Origin of the sequence: Corallococcus sp. CA041A, from assembly GCF_003612075.1 — a bacterium.
Classification (GTDB): Bacteria; Myxococcota; Myxococcia; order Myxococcales; family Myxococcaceae; genus Corallococcus; species Corallococcus exiguus.
This window is the reverse complement of record NZ_RAWF01000060.1, coordinates 1-17,667: the sequence shown is the minus strand read 5'-3', so window position 1 is coordinate 17,667 and position 17,667 is coordinate 1. Positions and strand designations below refer to the sequence as shown.

Below are 17,667 nucleotides of genomic sequence, written 5' to 3'. Positions count from 1 at the left end.
TTCACAAGGCCTTCAGGACGGTGTCGACAATCCGCTCCAACCGCGTGGCGTCCTCGGCCGTCTTTCCGAGGACTCGCAAGCCGGTGAGCGTGTTGAGCAGGAGGGCCGCCAGCGCTTCCGCATCCTGGTTGGCAGCCAGCTCTCCCGTGCGCTGCCCTTCCTGGAGGACGGCCAGGAACGCGGCCTCCGTCTGGTCGAACATGCGCGCCGCCAGCTTCGTCACGGATGCATCCCGACCGGCCAGCTCGATGGCGGTGTTGATGGCCATGCAGCCCCGGCGCTCCGGGTCCGCCAGGTCCATCTCGATGATGGCGAGCATCAACGCCCGCAGCCGCTGCTTCACCGGCCCGGGCCGCTGGAGGAGCGCGAGCAGCTTCACCGCCTCATGGTCCAGGTAGTGTCGCAGCGCGTGCTCGAAGAGGCCGTGCTTGCTCTCGAACGTGTTGTAGAGGCTGCCCCGCCCCAACCCCATCCGCTCGCCCAGCTCCTGCGGCGTCGCCGCCGCGTAGCCCTTCTCCCAGAAGACCTCCATCGCCTTCTCCACGACGGCTTCCGGCTGGAACTTCCGGGGACGTGCCATGGAGGCCTTCTATGGCGTTTTGTACCTACAGGTCAAATACCAGGGTCGCGGAAGAAGGACGCCTGCTGGAAGCGCAGGCCCGCGAGGACCTGTTCGACCCGCGCGTCGGAGAGCGCGCCAATGCGCTCGCCGAGCCGCGACTTCTCCACTGACGACACCTGCGACACGACCACGACGCTCTGCTTCGCCAGGTGGCCCTCCCCCGCTTCGAGCAGCACGTTGCCGGGCTCGCTCGCCTTCTTCAGGTTGGAGGTGAGCGCGCAGACGATGACGGTGTGGATGCGGGAGCGGTTGAAGACGTCATCTTGGATGACGAGGTACGGGTGGGCGATGGGCGGCACGGAGCCCCGTGCCTCATCCGGCTCGCACCAGTACAGGTCGCCCCGGCGGATCGTCTTCGGGCCCGTGCTCATGCGCCGGGTTGTGCCACGCCGTGTCGAACCAGGGCAATCCTTCCCAGGGCCGCGCGTTGGTTGTAGGCAGGGCGTGCAACCACGCTGCGAGGTTCATCATGAAGGCCGTGTTCCGGGATGGCGAAGGGCACTTGCGCAACGGGTGGAAGGGCCTGGGCTTCGTCGTGACGGCCGCCATCCTCGCGGGCATTCTGATGTGGGTCTGGACGCTGCTGCCCGCCGTCGTGAAGCCGTTCGTGCCGCACTCCTTCTTCGGCTTCCTGGGCGTGCTGCTCGTGAGCCTGGACTTCCTGTATCTCGAAAAGCAGCCCCTGACCCTGTCGTCGCTCGGCATGTCGCTGGACCGGCGCGCGGGCCGTGACTTCGGCGTGGGGGCTCTGGCCGGAATGGTCCTGGTGGGGTTCGTGGCCCTGCTCGGTTGGGTGGCCGGTGGCTACCACCTGGAGCGCGCCGCGAACACGCCGGTGACCGCAATCGTGAAGGCGGCCTGGCTGATGCTGGGCGTCGGTCTCTTCGAGGAGGCGCTGTTCCACGGCTACCTCTTCCAGCGCGCCATCCGGGGGCTGGGCACGCGCTGGGCGCAGGTGGTCATCTCGCTCATCTTCTGTCTGGCGCACCCCTTCAACACGGAGATGGAGGTCCCCACGCGCGTCGTGGCGATGGTCACCACCTTCCTCGCGGGCTGGATGCTGGGCCTGTGCTACCTGCGCACGCGGCACCTGGCGCTGCCGGTCGGCGTGCACATGGGTTGGAACTGGTTCCTGGGCACGATGGGCTTCGGAGTGAGCGGCAAGGAAGCCCGCGGTTGGTGGACGCCCGTCTTCGAGGGCCGCCCGGAGTGGCTCACGGGCGGCGCCTATGGTCTGGAAGCGTCCATCTTCTGCGTCGTCGTCCTGAGCGTGGCAATCATTGCCCTGACGCGCTGGAAGGGCTCCGCCGCGCCGGAGCCGGAGGCACTGCCCCGCCCCAACGAGGCTCCGGTGCTCACGCCTCCAATGTGACGGTCTCCTCGAAGCCACGCTCGCCTGTGACAGTGACGGTCTGGAGTCGGGGGAAGCGCCCCTTCACCCGCTCCACCAGGTCTGGCAGCCCCACCTGTCCACATTGACGCCCACGTGCGGAAGGTCGTGCAGCACTTCATCCGCGATGGCACGCGCCTGCTTGTACACCGATGTCTCGTCCATCCGCGGAGTGTCCGCCAACCGCAGGGGCAGCAGCTAGTTCGTGCTGACTTCGTCCTGGGAAGCCTGGAGGCCACGGGGGCGCCGCATGCCCAGTTCGACCATCGCCTCGTGGGATCGCTTCACCATCTCGTGCAGTTCAGCCACCGCTTCCTTCCGGCCGTAGGCATCTCCCTCTCCGAGCCACCGGCGCAGGTCCGCCGCCAGTTCCCGCGCTGTCTGGTAGCGGGCTCCCGGGCGGGGCTGGAGGAGCTTGCGCAGTGCCAGGCCCAGCCCCTGCGGAAGCGGCTCTGTCAACGCCTCCAGGTCCGCTTGCGTGTAGGTCGCCGCGCGCCAGATCGCGTCCTCCACGCCGGCAGGGCTCCCAGCGAGCCGAGCCCTCCTGACGGCACGGCGGGCCCGCATGCGCTGCCTGACCGAAAGCGAGTCCTTCACCTCTTCGGTCAAGACGTCCGGGGCATCGAGGATGTTCTTCCCTGTCGCCAATTCGAGCAGGACATTGCCGAGCGCGAAGAGGTCCGAACGCGCATCCACACGCCCGGTCAGGAGCATCTCCGGGGAGGAGTAGAACGCATCCCCCTGAGGCTGGCGCACCGTGGACGAAACGCGGCCGGGCAGGTCCGAACGGGCGAGTCCGAAGTCGGAGACCTGCACGTCGCCGTTCCAATCGACGAAGATGTGCTCAACGTCGAGCGCCCGGTGGACGATGCGGAGGGAGCGCCCCTGCGCGTCCTTCGCCTCGTGGGCATGCTCCAGGGCCTCGGCGACGCGCGCCCCGACATGGAGGGTGAAGAGAGGAGAGAACCGGCGACCGCACTCCCCGGAGAGCGTCAACAGGGTGTTGATGGTGTGTCCCGACGGATGCTCGGTGATGACGTACCAGCACCCCTCCGCCTTGTGCAGCCCTTGGACACGGAGGATGCCCGGATGGTCGAGGTACGTCGCGAGACGCACCTGCTCCTCCAGCTTCGCCCGCGCCCGCTTGACGCGGGGCATCTCCATCAACTTCGGAACGCCCACCGCCTTGAGAAGCACCTTGCCTCGGATGATGCCCTCTGGAGTGCGGCGCCGGGCCAGCAGGAGACTCAACTCGTGGTGGACCACTCCCAGGTCTTCGCGGAACTCATACTGGACGCCGTCCCTCGTGAAGAGAATCGCCCCGCGTGGAAGCCTGAACTCCCTTTCCGACATGTGTCTTCCTCCTCTTCGCGCAGGAATCCCTGCTCCGCGCGTCGCGGGCGACGGTACCCGTGGGATGGGAAGAAACGGAACGACCCTGGGCGTGCGTGTCGGGCTCGAGGAGGAGGGGCGCGAAATCAAGCACCTACCTACCACGTCGTCCCGGGGCTACTCAGGGCCAGCGGTCCACAACGAACCCGCCACCCCGATTTGACGCCTTCACCTTGCCGTCCTTGAACTCTTCGGCCGTGGTCTCAACCACGAAGCAGATGGGGTACTCCTCCTGTCCCGGCAGCTTCACCCGGTCATACCGGATGACGAGTGTCTCTCCATCCGCACGCCCCATCTTGTCAGAGAGGTAGTACGCCTTGCCGTAGAAGCGTGTCCCCACAGGGGCGACCGCCTTCTGCCGGTCGATGTTGATGCCTTTCGGGACAATCCCCACCACCTCCGCGCCAGCGGTGAACCACACGAGTCCCCACGGTGCCTGGCGCTCGTCGAGTTGGAGGCTGAACTGGTCTGCGCCCCTCCAGTGAAGCTGCTCCCGCATGGTTTCATACGCCCCATCCGGACAGGTGAACGCCTCGGGCCTGATCTGAGCTCCCGGACAACCCGCCGCCAGCGCCGCGACGAGCGACAACGATGCGCACTCCACGGCGGCAACAGACTTCTTCGGCATGCGGGGCGCACGTCCTGGGGATGAGGCTTCGGGTGCTGGGGTCTTCAAGGCGGATCCTTCCTTCGGGGCAGCGGCGACTGCGGGCCCCGGGACTGTCACGGACGAAAGGCCAGCAGGTGTCATAGCAGGAGGTGTTGTCGTAGGCGGCGCGGAATGGGTGGTGGCGGGAGGAGGGCGTGGGGCTGCGGTGACGCGCGATCCGGCAGGCCCGCCGGGGACGCTCCTTGAAGAGCGCCAGAGGACCGAGGCCATGACGAGCGCGACGATACAAGCGATGCCTGCGAGCCACCTTCCCGTTCGGCGCGGTCGCTCCAGCATGGCCACATGCCGTTTGAGGGATTGCGGCGTGGAGGGCATCGCCAATGCCGTGGGCACCGGCCCTCCGTGACGCTGTTCAGCGGGTGGATGGGCCGGCACGTCATACTCAGCGGAGCGCGCGGCGCGGAGATCCGCCAGCTCGCGACGCAGCGCCTCGGTATCAACCGGACGCTTCTTGGGGTCTCGGGCCAGGACGCTCTCCACGAGATCGCTCAACTCCGCTGGAACCCGCGCATTCACCAGGCGGGGTGGCGGCGGTGGGAGAGCAAGGCTGTTCAAGTCGAAACGCGGACGAAACTCCGTCGGTCGCGGGTCGGTCAGCAGTTCATGAAGCATGACTCCGACCGCGAAGATTTCGTCGGCGACCTGGAAGGCGTAGCGAACCCGGTGCTCGTCCTTGTGCTCGCGCAGGAACTTGAACTGCTCGGGGGCGCGATAGCGGTCCGTGCCTGGAGGCAAGCCTCCGTCCGTCAGGTCTTCGGCGAGGGTGTAGGTCGCGCAGCTGAAGTCGATGATGACGGGCTCGCCGTCGCTCTTGCGGATGAGCACGTTGGACAGCTTCAGGTCCCGATGCAGGATGCCCCGGCCGTGCATGTAAGACAGCGCACCGGAGATCTTCTCGAAGACTCCGAGGATTTCACGAACGGTCGGGTGCTTGCGCTCTGCCCACTCCGCGAGCGTCCAACCGTCCACGTAGTCGAGCGCGAGGTAGAGGTTCCCGCTCTCCGCGAGGCCATGTCCCTGCGGCCGGACGATGTTCGGATGGTCCAGCATGAGCAGTGCCGTCAACTCCCGCAGCGTCCGGGCGTGGGTCTGCTTGAAGTCGCCGCTGGACTCCCGGTGCTGGGCCATCTTGATGGCACGGTGCCTGCCGTTCTTTTCGCCAAGGAAGACGACCGCGAAGCCTCCGTCGCCAAGTGCCTTGGCCACCTGCCACCCATCGATGAGTGAGCCGGGTGGAACATGGAGCAGTGTCGCGCTCATTGGGCGTCCTCCGCTGCGGGTTTCGGGAAGCGCACGCCTGGAATCGTGAGATGCCCCCCATCTCCGCGCACCTCCAGGGTGAAGACGAGGTCCGCTTGCGTCTCTGCCACGTCCACGACGGCAAGCACACGCTCTGCCTCTCCCGGAAGGATTGCCCCCGGCTTCTCCGCTACGAGCCGCGCGCGCAGGGGTATGCCGGCTCGCCCCACGAATGTCGCCTCTCGGGGTGTCCAGGCCGGGCGGTCAGGGCCGTTCACAATCGTCACGGCCGCCAGAATCCAACCCGTGCCTCGAAAGGCTACGATCGAGTCCCAGTTTAGCCCCTGCACAGCATCGAACTTGCCTTTGCGGCTGGACGTCGTGACGCCCTTCGCGTCCACGTAGCCGAGCAGCACGAAGTCTTCCGGCTTCGGCGCCGGGGCTTGGGCCGTGGGCTGGCAGGCCGTGTTCGGCGGCTCCGGGCGTTGCACGTCGATCCGTGAGTCCACATCGGCCGGATCGGTCACGAGCACGAAGGCGGCCCGCGTCGGCTGGTGGCCGTCCGCGAAGAAGACCCCGATCTCCTGTCGCTCACCGTCGCCGAGATTGGCCACGGGCTGAACGATGATCGACCGCTCGCCCGCATCCAGGACGCGGATCCGGGACTCATCGAAGGTCAGGGTCTTGCGCTGGATCGGTGAGGAGAACAGGAACACGGTCGGCGTGTCCCCCGCGACGTGGACGACGGGCAGCGGTCCGGTGGGCGTGCTGGCGACGGTGACGGGTCGTTCCCGCCTGACGCGCGCACCCGGTGCCTGCTCAGCCCACGCAACAGCTCCCGTGACAAGCGTGAGCGCCAGGGCCAATCTGAACGGTTGGAGCAATGGTGCATGACCTCCCAGATGGGAAGGCTACCATCGCGGATGCCCGCACAGCGGGTCTCTTTCCTACAACCGGAGCCACGTCCCAGGCCCCTTGAGCGAGGTCAAGTCGCTGCGCGTCCGCCGATCTCCGGAAAGCGTTCGTAGGCGCGCTTGAGCGCGTCCAGGTGGGCGGGGTCGTCCAGGTCGAGCGGCGTATCCGTGAGCTGTACGACCCACCCACCAGACGCCGTGCGCCGCGCCCGTGTGAGCAGTTCGGCGTCACGGGTTGGGTCCGGGAACCCGATGGCCTCCGCGGCAGCAGCCGACCAGTAGTTCAGCCACCCGAGGTAATAGGGAATCTCGGGTGAGCGGAGATGCTCGAAGAGCTTGAGGGCCGGCAGGCCCCGGGGAGGGGACGGTGGCCCTTCCAGCGTGGGAGCTATTTGCTCCGCGATGTCCCCCGAAGCGCCGTCCGGCGTCGCCTGCCCCCAGAACGCGCGTGCGCCCTTTGCCACTGATTCAAGCACATCCGCCGCTGCCGCAATAACCGCCGCATCTAGAGGCAACTTCGCATGGATTTGGAGCTGGGGCCGTCCGCCTGGACTCTCATATACGGAGCGTTGCAGCCCGGAGATCATTACGGGGTAACGCTCATCGTTGTTACATACCATCGGAAACTCACCGCGCATGGCCTCCTCAGCCAACCACGCATCGCGCTGTGGCAACGCGGCAAGCCGTCGCCTCTCGGTAACTCTCCACTCCAGGCGCAAGCCGGGCAACGCTCGTTCCAAGCCATGGACGGCAGCGAGTGTGCGGTTGTCGTTACCCACAAGTGCAGGCGCATAGACGTTGATAATGAGGGGACCTTGAGCGGTCATCGTTTGCACCTCGTTACGACGATTTTGAAGGTGGGATCCTGCTTGAGCAGCGCGAGTCTGTGCGCATCGGTGCTCACGCCAACAACAAAATCATATCCGCAAGCCCGCGCCGCAGCACGCTCCTTGCGCAATTGTTTAATTTCCTTTTCAATCTCCTGACCCTGGATATAAGCATTGTACGTGTCAAATTGATGGGTCTTGATCTCCCACAGCACGCGCACGCCGACTTGCAACGCATCGAAGCGCACGCCACCAACGAGCACGTCCATTCCGGGATAACGGTTGGGTGGGAACTTGTCGGCACATTCATTATGCGGGTCGTCCTCGCCCGCGTGGGGTACTGGAACAGGCTCACAACTGGCGCGTCCTGTCCGGTCCACTGGCACAGGCGGCACTGGTGGCTGCCAGTCCTGCCCCGATGGCTCCGGCTTCAGCTTGGGCTTGCGTTGCGCTTCAGCTTCCCGGGATGCCACCTTCGTTCCTCGTGAGGTCCCTGCTTCCTCGGGGTAGGCGTGCCGCAGCTCATACGCGTCCAGCGCCTCCTTGATGGCGACGCCGACCACCACCACACCCAGGACGATTACAACTCCCACAACGATCTCGGGAGCCACCAGCACGCAGAGCCCGACGCCCATGGCACCAGCGCCAGCGGAGGCGACCGCGCATCTTCCTGTGGTGTCGTGGAACTCGATCCGGTCATGGTCGAGGGCCTGATAGCACCTCTCCATCAGGACGGGCCAAGGCTGTGACGCTTCGCGGACCACGCACCGCCCATCGTCAGCCCAGGGCAGCTTCGCCGCCCGCTCAAGGTTGGTGAGTCTCTGGCTCCGCGGTCCGAGTGTGCCGGGAGTCGGTGTCGACGTGGCGCACGCCGAAAGAAAGAGGAGGAGTGCGATGCTAGCGCGGAAACGCATGGCCATATCCTCGCAGAAGAATGGAGGGTTTCAGCTGCCTTTTCCAACAGCATGCTTGCGCGTCCGGGGACGCAAGCGCTTCGGGCGCGAGGCTTCCGCATCAGCCTGCGCAACCAGGTACTCCGCGAACACGGACTCGAAAGTCTTCGCGAACTCACGGATGCGGGGGACCTTGCGCAGGTCCTTGTGCATCGTGAGGTAGAAGCGCAGTGACGGCAGCGGCGTCTCCAGCCGCACCCGCTTCAACTCCGGGTGCTGCTTCTCCGAGCCAATCCCAAGCATGACCAGCCCCATGCCGCCCTTCGCCGCGTGCAGCCGCGCCTCCATCGAATTGGAGCGGAAGGGGAAACGGGAAGCGCCCCGCTGGCTCAACCACTGCGAGGGGCCCTGCCCGCGAGGCGTCTCGTCCTCCACGACGAAGTCCTGCCCGCGGTAGTCGTCAGCGCCCAGGAAGCGCTTGGGGAGGGATCGCGAGAGGTAGTCCTCGCTCGCGTAGAGGCCGCTCACGACCTCACCCAACGGCTTGTCGACGAGCACCGGCGAGGAGGACCGGCCCCCTCGCACGCCAATGTCAGCCTCGCGCGAGGACAGGTCCACGAACCGCAGCTCCGAAATCACTTCAATCAGCGTCTCCGGATGCAGCCGCCGGAAGCGAGTCGCCGCCTCCGCCGCCCCCGTCAGGAAGCCGTCCGGAAGGGAGATGCGAATCCTGCCCGCATAGGGTGAGCCTCCGCCGCCATCGCGCCGGTGCGCGCGCAGGGATTGCTCGAAGCGCTCAGCCAGCGCGATGAGCTCCAGCGCTTCCTTCTCCAGCCACGCCCCCTGCGAGGTGCGGTGGACCAGCGCGCGCCCCAGGTCCTTCTCCAGCGCTCCGATGCGGCGCGCGACCGTGGACGTCGACAGGCCCAGCTTGAGCCCCGCCGCGAGGAAGCTGCCGCCGCGATGCACTTCGAGCAGGACGTGGAGGTCATCCCAGTCAGGCAGTTTGTTTTCCATGAGCGGAAAGCACTCTAGGTCGCCGGCAGCGCGGGCGTCTTCGGCCGGGTCATCCGCGCGATGACCTTCGCGCTGAGCTCCCGCGAGAAGAACCGGTTGGCGAAGGCCGCGAGCCGGTTGCCAAAGCCATGCACCACCGACGAGCGCCCGGCGATGAACGCATCCAGGCCGACCTCCACCACGTCCTCCGGGCGCGCCTTCCTACCGGGCGAAGCGCCCTCCCCCGAACGCTCGAAGAACGGCGTGTCCGTGGCCCCAGGAGACAGGGCGAGCACCCGCACGCCACGCTCGCGGTACTCCGCCCAGAGCGCCTCGCTGAAGGACAGGACGAAGGCCTTCGTCGCCCCATAGACAGCCATGTACGGCGTCGGCTGGTACGCCGCCATCGAGGCCACGTGGATGACGCCTCCCTGGCGCCGCTCCAGCATGGGCAGGAAGACGTGCGTCAACTCCACCAGCGCATGGACGTTGAGAGCAATCTGCTCCAGCTGGTCCTTCAAGGGCAGCACGTCGAAGCCACCGTGGAGCCCGAACCCCGCGTTGCTCACCAGGACGTCCACCTCCAGCCCCTTCGCGCGCACCGCCTCGAAGAGCCGCTGGGGCGCGCCCGGGGCGGTCAGGTCCGCGGGGAGGACATGCGCGTTGCCCAGCGCCGCCGCGAGCGCCTCCAGCTTCGCCTCGCTCCGGGCCACCAGCACCACCGTGGCCCCCCGCCGTGACAAGCGCCGCGCGAACTCCGCGCCAATGCCCATGGATGCACCGGTCACCAGCACCGTCTTGCCCGCGAAATCAAATCGTTTCATGGGACCAGGATGCGCGCCGGCCACCCCAGCAACAACGGGCAGCGGCGGGCACCTGCTTTCCACAAATGGAAAGCGGCGCCTTCCCCTACTCGCGCGACGGAAACGGCGGTCCCGGGCGCGGCGTGTACACGTTGGCGCTCACGGAGCGCGCCGCCGCGGTGATGCCAATCAGGCTCTCCGCGTGCCCCAGGAAGAAGTAGCCCGTCTCCGGCAGCCGCGACAGCAGCCCCTGGATGACGCGCGTCCGGGCCTCCGTGCCGAAGTAGATGAGCACGTTGCGGCAGAAGATGATGTCGAACGGTCCCACCGGCCAGGTGGCGGGCGCGTGCAGGTTCGCGCGGGCGAAGCGCATGAAGTGGCGCAGCTCCGGGCCCGCCGACATGAAGCCCTCCTGGGTGCGCACGCCCTTCAGCATGTACTTGCGCAGCAGCACCTGCGGAATGGTCCGGGCCCGCTCCATGCTCCAGAGGCCCTCCTCCGCGCGCTTCACCGCCCAGGTGGACAGGTCCGTCGCGACGAGCTCCAGGCTCCACCCGGAGCCCTTGGGGAACGCCTCCAGCAGCTCCATCGCCAGCGAGTACGGCTCCTCGCCCGTGGAGCAGCCGGCGCTCCAGACGCGGATGCTCCGGGGCCGCCGGCCCTGCGCCGCCTGGGCCGCCCACTCCGGGAAGACGTGCTCACGCAGCAGGTCGAAGTGCCGGGGCTCGCGGAAGAAGGACGTCTCGTGGGTGCAGAGGCTGTCGAGCATCCGCACCTTCTCCGCCTCGTTCCCCCGCGCGGTGACGTACGCGTGGTAGGCGGCGAAGGACGGCAGCCCCAGCTCCCGCAGCCGCCGCGACAGCCGGTTCGCCACCAGCGCGTTCTTGGCCGCGGACAGGTGGATGCCCGCCTCCGTCTCCACCAGATGCTGGAACAGCGCCAGCTCCGAGCGCGACAGCGCCGGAGGCAGCGCGGACGGCCAGAGCGCGTCCTCGCTCATCCCCTCACCCGTTGCCCGATGCTTCCGGTGCCGAGGCCGGAGCCGCCAGGGCCGGAGCCGCCGGAGCCGCTGCCTCGTCGGTGGCGGCCGTCAGCCGGAGCAACTCCTCCAGCGACAGGACCCGGTCCAGGTCCAGCAGCAGGATGAACGTGTCGTTGTGGCGGCCCATGCCCCGGAGGAACTCCAGCCGCACGCGCGTGCCGAAGGCGGGGGGCGGTTCGATGTCCGCGGGGCCCAGCTCCAGCACCTCGCGCACCGTGTCCGTGAGCAGCCCCAGCACCGTCTGCTGGCCGTCGAGCACCACCTCCACGATGACGAAGCAGGACCAGCGGGTGATGGGCCGGGGCGGCAGCCCGAACTTCACCGCCAGGTCCACGACGGGCACCACGCTGCCGCGCAGGTTGATGACGCCCTGCACGGCCGCGGGCATCCCCGGCACGCGCGTGACGGGGCGGTGTTCGATGATCTCCCGCACCCGCAGGAGGCCCACGGCGTACTCTTCGCCCGCGAGCATGAAGCTCAGGTAGCTGGACCTGCCGCTGCCCGGTTCGGTGGACTGACTCATGGTACGAGCCCCTTCCTAGAACCGCTGGAAGTCATGGGGGGCCGGCGCTTCCGCGCCGTTCTGGAGCCGGGACAGCGCCCCGTTCGTGGACGTGGCCAGCGGCCCCTGCGCCGCCGCCTGGAGGCCCCGGACGGGCGAGGCCGGCAGCCGGGGCGCCATGGGGCGATGCTGCGTGGAGGAGGCGTTGAAGCTCATGCCCTCCACCAGCCGGAAGAAGTTCATCATCTGCAGCAGCGACTCCGCCTGGGTGGCCATCTCCTCCGCGGTGGAGGACAGCTCCTCCGCGGCGGACGCGTTGCGCTGCGTGACTTGATCCACCTGCGTCATGGCGCGGTTCATCTGCGACACGCCGATGGACTGCTCGCGCGAGGCGTTGGCCACCTGCTGCACCAGCTCCGACGTGCGGCGGATGGCGGGCACCAGCTCCGACAGCAGCTGGCCGCTGCGCTCGGCGACCTTCACGCTGGAGGTGGCCAGGCTGCCAATCTCCTTCGCGGCCTTCTGGCTGCGCTCCGCCAGCTTGCGTACCTCCGTGGCGACGACGGAGAAGCCCCGGCCGTGCTCCCCGGCGCGCGCGGCCTCCACGGCGGCGTTCAGCGCGAGCAGGTTCGTCTGGTAGGCAATCTCCTCCACGATGTCGATGCGCTCCGCGATGGCGTTCATCGCCTCCACGGTCTCCTTCACCGCGCGGCCGCTCTCCTCCGCGTCACGGGCGCCCTTGAGGGCCGTCTGCTCCATCTCCCGGCTGTTCTCCGAGTTCTGGCGGATGCTGACGTTGAGCTGCTCCAGGCTGGCGGTGGTCTCCTCCACGGAGGCCGCCTGGGAGCTGGTGCCCTGCGACAGCCCCTGCGCGGCGGACGCCACCTGGAGGGACGCGGACGACAGCGAGCCCGCGGCGCCGCGCACCTCGCTGATGACGCCCGACAGCCGGTGGATCATGTCGCGCATGCTGCCCATCATCCGGCCCGTCTCGTCCGTGCCCCGCGTGGTGATGTTCGCCGTGAGGTCGCCCGCCGTCACCTGCGACGTCACCTGCACGGCCTCCGTCAGCGGCTGCACGATGCTGCGGGTGAGGAAGAAGGACAGCAGGGCCGCGAGCACCACGCCCAGGACGCCGCCCATGATGATCATGTCGTAGAGGTCCACCACCATGCCCGCGGTGCGGGTGGTGCGCTCGGCCAGCAGGGCGGTCTCGTCGTCCCCCAGCTTGGTGAGCAGCATGCGGATGCGGTCCGCGGTCTGCTTGCCGCGCGCGGACTGCTCCACCGCGACCAGCTGGGCCAGCTCCCCGCGGCCCGCGTTGACCTCGCGGCGCTGCGCGATGAGGGGCTCCAGGTGCTGGGAAATCCACTGCTGCAACAGGTCGCGGATCTCCTGCTGGCGCTCCTGCTGGCGGTGGTCGCTCTGGGTGAGCTGGCGGATGCTGTCCAGGCTCTGCGACACGCTCATCCGGGCCATGTTGTAGGGCTCCAGGAACTTGTCGTCGCCAGTGATGAGGAAGCCGCGCTGCCCCGTCTCCAGGTCGGCCATGTCACCCTCCAGGGTGCGCACGGCGATGAGCACCTTGTGGCTTTCGGTGTCGCCCTCGGCGGTGACGGAGACCTTGAGGATGGTCGTGTACACCACCACCACGAGCGCGATGATGATGGCGACCATCGCGCTGAAGGCGAGCGTCAGCTTCGCCGTGATGCTCAGGTTGTTGAACATGATGACTCCAGAAACAGAAGACTGACCGCTACGGCGCCCGGGTGGCGTTCGCGGGAGAAGGGGTTGCCAGGGGGGAGGGAGGACTGAGCGCGGCCTCGGAGGCGTGGAGGATGGCCCGGCGCACCAGCGCGGGCGTGTCCAGCAGCAGCCCCACCCGGCCGTCGCCCAGGATGGTGGAGCCGGAGATGCCGGGGATGCCCTGGAAGAGGCGCCCCAGGGGGCGGATGACCCGCTGGCCCTCGCCCTGGAGCTCATCCACCGCCAGGCCGATGACGCCGTCCGGATGCCTGAGGACGACCACGTTCTCCCGGGCTGGCGTGCTCCCGCCCAGGGAGAACACCTGGCGCAGCCGCAGGAACGGCAGCGGCTGGCCTCGCAGGGACAGCACACCGGACGACTCCAAGGTGCGCTCGTTGGCGGGGACCTCCATGCACTCCTGCACGCCCTCGATGGGGACCACGTACACCTGGTCTCCCACGCCCATGGCGAAGCCCTGGATGACGGCGAGCGTGAGCGGCAGCCGCAGCGTCAAGGTGGTGCCCTGCCCCTCCTGGCTCTGGATGGACACGGAGCCGCGCAGCGCTTCGATGTCCCGGCGCACCACGTCCATGCCCACGCCGCGGCCGGACAGCTCCGTCACCTCGGTGGCCGTGGAGAAGCCGGGCTCGAAGATGAGGCGCAGCAGTTCGTCGTCGCGCAGCCGCTCGGGCGCCGCCACCAGCCCCTTCTGCTTCGCGCGCTCGCGCACCCGTTCGCGCTGGATGCCGCGGCCGTCGTCGGACAGCTCCACCACGACGCTGCCAGCGTCATGGTAGGCCTTGAGCCGCAGGCGGCCCCGGGGGTCCTTGCCCGCGGCGCGCCGCTCGTCCGGCGTCTCGATGCCGTGGTCCAGCGAGTTGCGCAGCAGGTGGAGCAGCGGGTCGCGCAGCGCGTCCAGCACCGCGGTGTCCAGCGTGGCGTCCTCGCCCTCCAGCTCCAGCTGGGCCAGCTTCTGCTGGGAGCGGGCCAGGTCGCGCACGGTGCGCAGGTGCTGACGGAACAGAGGCCCCACCGGGACCATCCGCACCTTCATCACCTCTTCCTGGAGCGCCTCGAAGAGCGGATCCATCTCCCGCTGCTGGTTGAGCGCGTCCTCCCAGCTGGCCCCGGACTCCTCCGCGCGCGACAGGAACTGCGCCATCCGCCCGCGCGCCACGGACAGCTCCGCGGTGAGCGTGACGATGCGGTCCAGGCGCTCCATGTCCATGCGCACGCGGGTCCGCGTCGTGCCACGCGCCTCCGGCAGGCGCGGCAGCGCGGCGGGAATCGGCAGCGCCTCCGTGGGAGCTCCCGCGACGATGCCCTCGCGCAGCAGGGTGAGGTGGGTCTGGTGCACCGCGCCCAGCGAGTCCACGCCCGCGAGCGACGCCTGGCACAGCTCGCGGAGGTGATCCACCGCGCCCAGCAGCAACGACACCCGCGTCTCATCCAGCGTGAGGCGCCCGTCGAGCAGGGCCTGGAGGAGGTCCTCGACGCCGTGCGTGTAGTCCGTGACGGCCTGGAAGCCGAGCGACGCCGCCGCGCCCTTGAGCGTGTGCGCACCGCGCAGGATGCCCGGGAGCAGCCCCTCCGCCGGAGAGACCTCCAGCGCGATGAGGTTCTCTTCCATGGAGGAGACCAGCCCCTCCGCCTCGTCCGCGAAGACGGCCAGCACCTTCTGCCATTCCGCGGCGGTCTCTGACGGGATGTCCCCCGGGCCCATCGTCACCTTCCGCCCCAGGGGCGAAGGGAGACCGGCACACGTAGAGGGATGGGTGGAGGGATTCTCAAGAACACGGACGCGCGCCCCCCTTCCTCAGGATGCAAGGCATTGCCATGAAGGTGGGCCGTCCCCCAGGCGAGGAATGAATCAAGAACTGAACAGTAGCGAAATGAACACAAATAAACAACCTCACCAGTGATTTCACGCAGCGTTGGAATCCACGGGAAAACAAGGCCCGGGACAGAGCAGGACGTCACAGGTTGGCTGAGCGAGGCTCCACGACGAGAGCGTATCTCACCTGTCGTGAGTTACTTGTTTCAATCCCATCCACATCCAACACACTGCGTCTCGTACGTTCGTCCAAGACATCTCACTCGCACTCCGGGGTGATGCGGACTCCCCGGGGCATACGCGACGCTGGCTTGAGCGCACGCCGAGCAGCCGGAGGTGCTTCATGCCCAGCGTCATCGTGGTGGGAGGAGGCGTCGCGGGACTGACGGTCGCGCACGAGCTGGTGGAGCGCGGCTTCGAGGTCCAAGTCTTCGACACGCGGACGACCTGGGGCGGCAAGGCCCGCTCGCAGCCGGTGGCGGGCACGGGGACGAACGGGCGGCGCGACCTGCCGGGCGAGCACGGCTTCCGCTTCTACCCACGCTTCTACCGCCACGTCATCGACATGATGCAGCGCACGCCCGCCGTCCCCGGCGCGGCCACGCCCTCCGTGGAGCAGCACCTCAAGGCCACCACGGAGAGCGCCATCGCGCTCATCGACGAGGACACGTGGTACCGCTTCTCCCGCCGCAAGCTGGACAAGCCTTATGACGTCCTGGAGGCGCTGGAGCTGTTCTTCCAGAAATTGGACTTCGACAAGGCCGACAGCAGCCTCTACAGCCTCAAGATCCTCCAATTCCTCTCATCCAGTGAGGCCCGCCGGTTCGGCCAGTACGAGCGGATGTCCTGGTGGGACTTCGCGCAGGGGGACCTGTACTCGCCGAAGTTCCAGCGGCAGCTGCGGGCCGTGCCGCGCACGATGGTGGCCATGGATCCGCGGCGCGGGTCCGCGCGGACGATTGGCGCCATCTCCATGCAGCTCATCCTCGACTTCGCCCAGAGCGGGGTGAACAACGACCGGACGATGGGCGGCCCCACGAGCCAGATGTGGCTCGAGCCCTGGCTTGCCCACCTGCGCGGACTGGGCGTGCAATTCCACGCGGGCGTCCCATGCACCGGGCTCGACGTCGCGGGCGGGCGCATCGCCGGGGTCCGCTTCGCCAACGGCGAGTCCCGCATGGCCGACCACTACGTGCTCGCGGTGCCGCTGGAGGCGGCGCACGCGCTGATGACCCCGGAGCTGGCCGCGTTGGACCCGGCGCTGGCGCGGCTGCGCGCGGCGGACGTGGAGCAGCTGGTGTCCTGGATGGTGGGCATCCAGTTCTTCCTCTACGAGGACGTGCCGCTGGTCCGCGGCCACACCTTCTATCCGGACTCCCCGTGGGCGCTGACGTCCATCTCGCAGCCGCAGTTCTGGCGCGAGCTGGGGCTGTTCCGGCGCGTGTTCGGGGATGGGCAGGTGGGCGGGCTGCTGTCCATCGATGTCTCGGATTGGAACACGCCCGGCACCTTCGTTCCGAAGCGCGCGAAGGACTGCACGCCGGAGGAGATAAAGACGGAGGTCTGGGGACAGCTCAAGGCGGCGCTCAACGGGCTGGACCCGGACGAGCAGGTGCTGACCGACGAGCTCCTGCACTCCTTCCACCTGGACGCGGACCTGGACTACGGCGGCGGGCTGCCTCCGCGCAACTCGTCCGGCCTGCTCGTGCACCCACCCGGCTCCTGGAACGTGCGTCCGGAGGCCGCGAGCGTCATTCCCAATCTCTGTCTCGCGGGGGACTACGTCCGCACGCACACGGACCTGGCCTCCATGGAAGGAGCGTGCGAAGCGGGCCGCCGCGCGGTCAATGCCATCCTTGACCGGACGCAGTCCCAATCCAGCCGCGCGCTCATCTGGCCCCTGGAGGAGCCGGCGTGGGTGGAGCCATGGAAGCGCCTGGACGCGGCGCTGTATCAACGCGGACGCCCGCACCTGTTCGAGCTGCTGGGCCTGCGCACCGCGGTCCAGGCCTCGGACGTGCTGCGCCGGTTCGCGGCGCTCACGGGCCTCACCGACGTGGATGACGGGTTGGATCAGTTCCGCGTCTCCAGCGTGGTGGACGCGCTGCTGGAGCGGCTGGGCATCGACTGAGCATCGACGGACTACTGGAGCGCGGGCTGCTCCTGCTCCTCCTTGCTGGCCTTGGCGTAGTCCTCCGCGCCGGTGAAGTCGACGACGCGGCAGGGTTCATCGCCCACGACCCAGGCGTCATGGCCTGACGGGATGAAGGCGACGTCGCCCGGCTCCAGGTCCAGTTCCTGACCGTCATTCATCACGACGTGCATCCGCCCGGACAGGATGCTGAGGGTGTGGACGACTTCGCAGGACTCCGTGCCCGCGATGGGTTTCACGTGCTCCGACCAGCGCCAGCCGGGTTCGAAGTAGCCACGGCCAATGCTGAGCGCTCCCATGTTCAGGACGATGGCCTCTCCGTGCGAGACGAAGGGCCGGCGCTCGTCCGCCTCGTTGGCCTTCTTGATGATGGCGCGTCCCATGGTGCAATCCCTCCCGGTGAATGGGTCCCAGGAAAGCTGGGGGCTCCGCGCGCCGGTGGAAAGGGTTCGGGCGCGGACGCGGACGGTGGACCGGAGCACGGGGTGTAGCGCCCGTCCCCACCTCCGTACCTTCGTGCCGCAATCCGGTCCCGAGGGAATCAAGCCATGCGCCCAACGTCGCGCCTTGCCCTGTGGGCATGTCTGGTCATCGCGCAGGGATGCCGCTCGCATCACGAGCCGCCTCCCGCGCCCCCCCCCACGC

The 17,667-nt window shown here is 68.1% G+C and carries 16 protein-coding genes; 2 read left to right on the top strand and 14 right to left on the bottom strand.

What is annotated here, in order from left to right; all coding sequences use genetic code 11:
• Window position 1: 1 nt before the first annotated feature.
• Together D7V77_RS13235 and D7V77_RS13230 are read right to left on the bottom strand one after the other, a co-directional pair.
• Window positions 2-580, bottom strand: coding sequence for a TetR/AcrR family transcriptional regulator (locus D7V77_RS13235; RefSeq protein ID WP_120576642.1), 579 nt, complete (start codon window positions 578-580; stop codon window positions 2-4).
• 32 nt (window positions 581-612) lie between these two features.
• The gene (locus tag D7V77_RS13230; RefSeq protein WP_120576641.1) at window positions 613-993 is read right to left on the bottom strand and encodes a type II toxin-antitoxin system PemK/MazF family toxin; all 381 of its coding nucleotides are present in this window, start codon (window positions 991-993) and stop codon (window positions 613-615) included.
• 98 nt (window positions 994-1,091) lie between these two features.
• On the opposite strand from D7V77_RS13230, the gene D7V77_RS13225 reads away from it, so the two are divergent.
• Window positions 1,092-1,994, top strand: coding sequence for a CPBP family intramembrane glutamic endopeptidase (locus D7V77_RS13225; RefSeq protein ID WP_120576640.1), 903 nt, complete (start codon window positions 1,092-1,094; stop codon window positions 1,992-1,994).
• Between the two features lie 216 nt (window positions 1,995-2,210).
• On the opposite strand, the gene D7V77_RS13220 is transcribed toward D7V77_RS13225, so the two are convergent.
• The 11 genes from D7V77_RS13220 to D7V77_RS13170 all read right to left on the bottom strand — a co-directional run bounded on the left by D7V77_RS13220 (window position 2,211) and on the right by D7V77_RS13170 (window position 14,759).
• Window positions 2,211-3,365, bottom strand: a complete 1,155-nt coding sequence (locus D7V77_RS13220) for a protein kinase (RefSeq protein WP_120576639.1) — start codon at window positions 3,363-3,365, stop codon at window positions 2,211-2,213.
• Window positions 3,366-3,525: 160 nt separating this feature from the next.
• The gene (locus D7V77_RS13215; protein WP_120576638.1) at window positions 3,526-5,334 is read right to left on the bottom strand and encodes a serine/threonine-protein kinase; all 1,809 of its coding nucleotides are present in this window, start codon (window positions 5,332-5,334) and stop codon (window positions 3,526-3,528) included.
• Window positions 5,331-6,197, bottom strand: coding sequence for a DUF2381 family protein (locus tag D7V77_RS13210; RefSeq protein WP_120576637.1), 867 nt, complete (start codon window positions 6,195-6,197; stop codon window positions 5,331-5,333). The genes D7V77_RS13215 and D7V77_RS13210 overlap by 4 nt, the downstream gene beginning before the upstream one ends.
• Before the next feature lie 101 nt (window positions 6,198-6,298).
• Complete coding sequence (locus D7V77_RS13205) at window positions 6,299-7,054, bottom strand: DUF5953 family protein (protein ID WP_120576636.1); 756 nt, start codon at window positions 7,052-7,054, stop codon at window positions 6,299-6,301.
• Window positions 7,051-7,689, bottom strand: coding sequence for a DUF6310 domain-containing protein (locus D7V77_RS13200; RefSeq protein WP_306466065.1), 639 nt, complete (start codon window positions 7,687-7,689; stop codon window positions 7,051-7,053). Before D7V77_RS13200 ends, D7V77_RS13205 begins: the two co-directional genes overlap by 4 nt.
• 309 nt (window positions 7,690-7,998) lie before the next feature.
• Entirely contained in the window at window positions 7,999-8,964 is a 966-nt protein-coding gene (locus D7V77_RS13195; RefSeq protein WP_120576634.1) for a LysR family transcriptional regulator, read from the bottom strand.
• A 14-nt stretch (window positions 8,965-8,978) separates the two neighbouring features.
• A complete protein-coding gene (locus D7V77_RS13190; protein WP_120576661.1) occupies window positions 8,979-9,767 on the bottom strand; it encodes an SDR family oxidoreductase in 789 nt (262 codons plus the stop codon).
• An 85-nt stretch (window positions 9,768-9,852) separates the two neighbouring features.
• The gene (locus tag D7V77_RS13185; RefSeq protein ID WP_120576633.1) at window positions 9,853-10,746 is read right to left on the bottom strand and encodes a protein-glutamate O-methyltransferase CheR; all 894 of its coding nucleotides are present in this window, start codon (window positions 10,744-10,746) and stop codon (window positions 9,853-9,855) included.
• A 4-nt stretch (window positions 10,747-10,750) separates the two neighbouring features.
• A complete protein-coding gene (locus D7V77_RS13180) occupies window positions 10,751-11,311 on the bottom strand; it encodes a chemotaxis protein CheW (RefSeq protein ID WP_120576632.1) in 561 nt (186 codons plus the stop codon).
• A gap of 15 nt (window positions 11,312-11,326) precedes the next feature.
• On the bottom strand, window positions 11,327-13,018 hold the full coding sequence (locus D7V77_RS13175; protein ID WP_120576631.1) for a methyl-accepting chemotaxis protein: 1,692 nt from the start codon (window positions 13,016-13,018) through the stop codon (window positions 11,327-11,329).
• Between the two features lie 28 nt (window positions 13,019-13,046).
• Complete coding sequence (locus tag D7V77_RS13170; protein WP_169821769.1) at window positions 13,047-14,759, bottom strand: chemotaxis protein CheA; 1,713 nt, start codon at window positions 14,757-14,759, stop codon at window positions 13,047-13,049.
• A gap of 454 nt (window positions 14,760-15,213) precedes the next feature.
• Between D7V77_RS13170 and D7V77_RS13165 the strand changes: the two genes are divergently transcribed.
• Window positions 15,214-17,001 carry an FAD-dependent oxidoreductase gene (locus D7V77_RS13165; RefSeq protein ID WP_120576629.1) on the top strand — a complete coding sequence of 596 codons (1,788 nt, stop codon included), beginning with the start codon at window positions 15,214-15,216 and terminating at the stop codon, window positions 16,999-17,001.
• An 11-nt stretch (window positions 17,002-17,012) separates the two neighbouring features.
• Here D7V77_RS13165 and D7V77_RS13160 read toward each other — a convergent pair whose 3' ends face one another.
• Complete coding sequence (locus tag D7V77_RS13160) at window positions 17,013-17,405, bottom strand: cupin domain-containing protein (RefSeq protein ID WP_120576628.1); 393 nt, start codon at window positions 17,403-17,405, stop codon at window positions 17,013-17,015.
• Window positions 17,406-17,667: the final 262 nt, after the last annotated feature.

What these genes read in the sequence shown, in the direction of transcription:
- D7V77_RS13180 (WP_120576632.1), bottom strand. Translation starts at nt 11,311, where the DNA reads ATGAGTCAGTCCACCGAACCGGGCAGCGGCAGGTCCAGCTACCTGAGC.
- D7V77_RS13195 (WP_120576634.1), bottom strand. Translation starts at nt 8,964, where the DNA reads ATGGAAAACAAACTGCCTGACTGGGATGACCTCCACGTCCTGCTCGAA.
- D7V77_RS13165 (WP_120576629.1), top strand. Translation starts at nt 15,214, where the DNA reads ATGCCCAGCGTCATCGTGGTGGGAGGAGGCGTCGCGGGACTGACGGTC.
- D7V77_RS13225 (WP_120576640.1), top strand. Translation starts at nt 1,092, where the DNA reads ATGAAGGCCGTGTTCCGGGATGGCGAAGGGCACTTGCGCAACGGGTGG.
- D7V77_RS13175 (WP_120576631.1), bottom strand. Translation starts at nt 13,018, where the DNA reads ATGTTCAACAACCTGAGCATCACGGCGAAGCTGACGCTCGCCTTCAGC.
- D7V77_RS13190 (WP_120576661.1), bottom strand. Translation starts at nt 9,767, where the DNA reads ATGAAACGATTTGATTTCGCGGGCAAGACGGTGCTGGTGACCGGTGCA.
- D7V77_RS13200 (WP_306466065.1), bottom strand. Translation starts at nt 7,689, where the DNA reads ATGGGCGTCGGGCTCTGCGTGCTGGTGGCTCCCGAGATCGTTGTGGGA.
- D7V77_RS13220 (WP_120576639.1), bottom strand. Translation starts at nt 3,365, where the DNA reads ATGTCGGAAAGGGAGTTCAGGCTTCCACGCGGGGCGATTCTCTTCACG.
- D7V77_RS13205 (WP_120576636.1), bottom strand. Translation starts at nt 7,054, where the DNA reads ATGACCGCTCAAGGTCCCCTCATTATCAACGTCTATGCGCCTGCACTT.
- D7V77_RS13235 (WP_120576642.1), bottom strand. Translation starts at nt 580, where the DNA reads ATGGCACGTCCCCGGAAGTTCCAGCCGGAAGCCGTCGTGGAGAAGGCG.
- D7V77_RS13185 (WP_120576633.1), bottom strand. Translation starts at nt 10,746, where the DNA reads ATGAGCGAGGACGCGCTCTGGCCGTCCGCGCTGCCTCCGGCGCTGTCG.
- D7V77_RS13230 (WP_120576641.1), bottom strand. Translation starts at nt 993, where the DNA reads ATGAGCACGGGCCCGAAGACGATCCGCCGGGGCGACCTGTACTGGTGC.
- D7V77_RS13170 (WP_169821769.1), bottom strand. Translation starts at nt 14,759, where the DNA reads ATGGGCCCGGGGGACATCCCGTCAGAGACCGCCGCGGAATGGCAGAAG.
- D7V77_RS13215 (WP_120576638.1), bottom strand. Translation starts at nt 5,334, where the DNA reads ATGAGCGCGACACTGCTCCATGTTCCACCCGGCTCACTCATCGATGGG.
- D7V77_RS13160 (WP_120576628.1), bottom strand. Translation starts at nt 17,405, where the DNA reads ATGGGACGCGCCATCATCAAGAAGGCCAACGAGGCGGACGAGCGCCGG.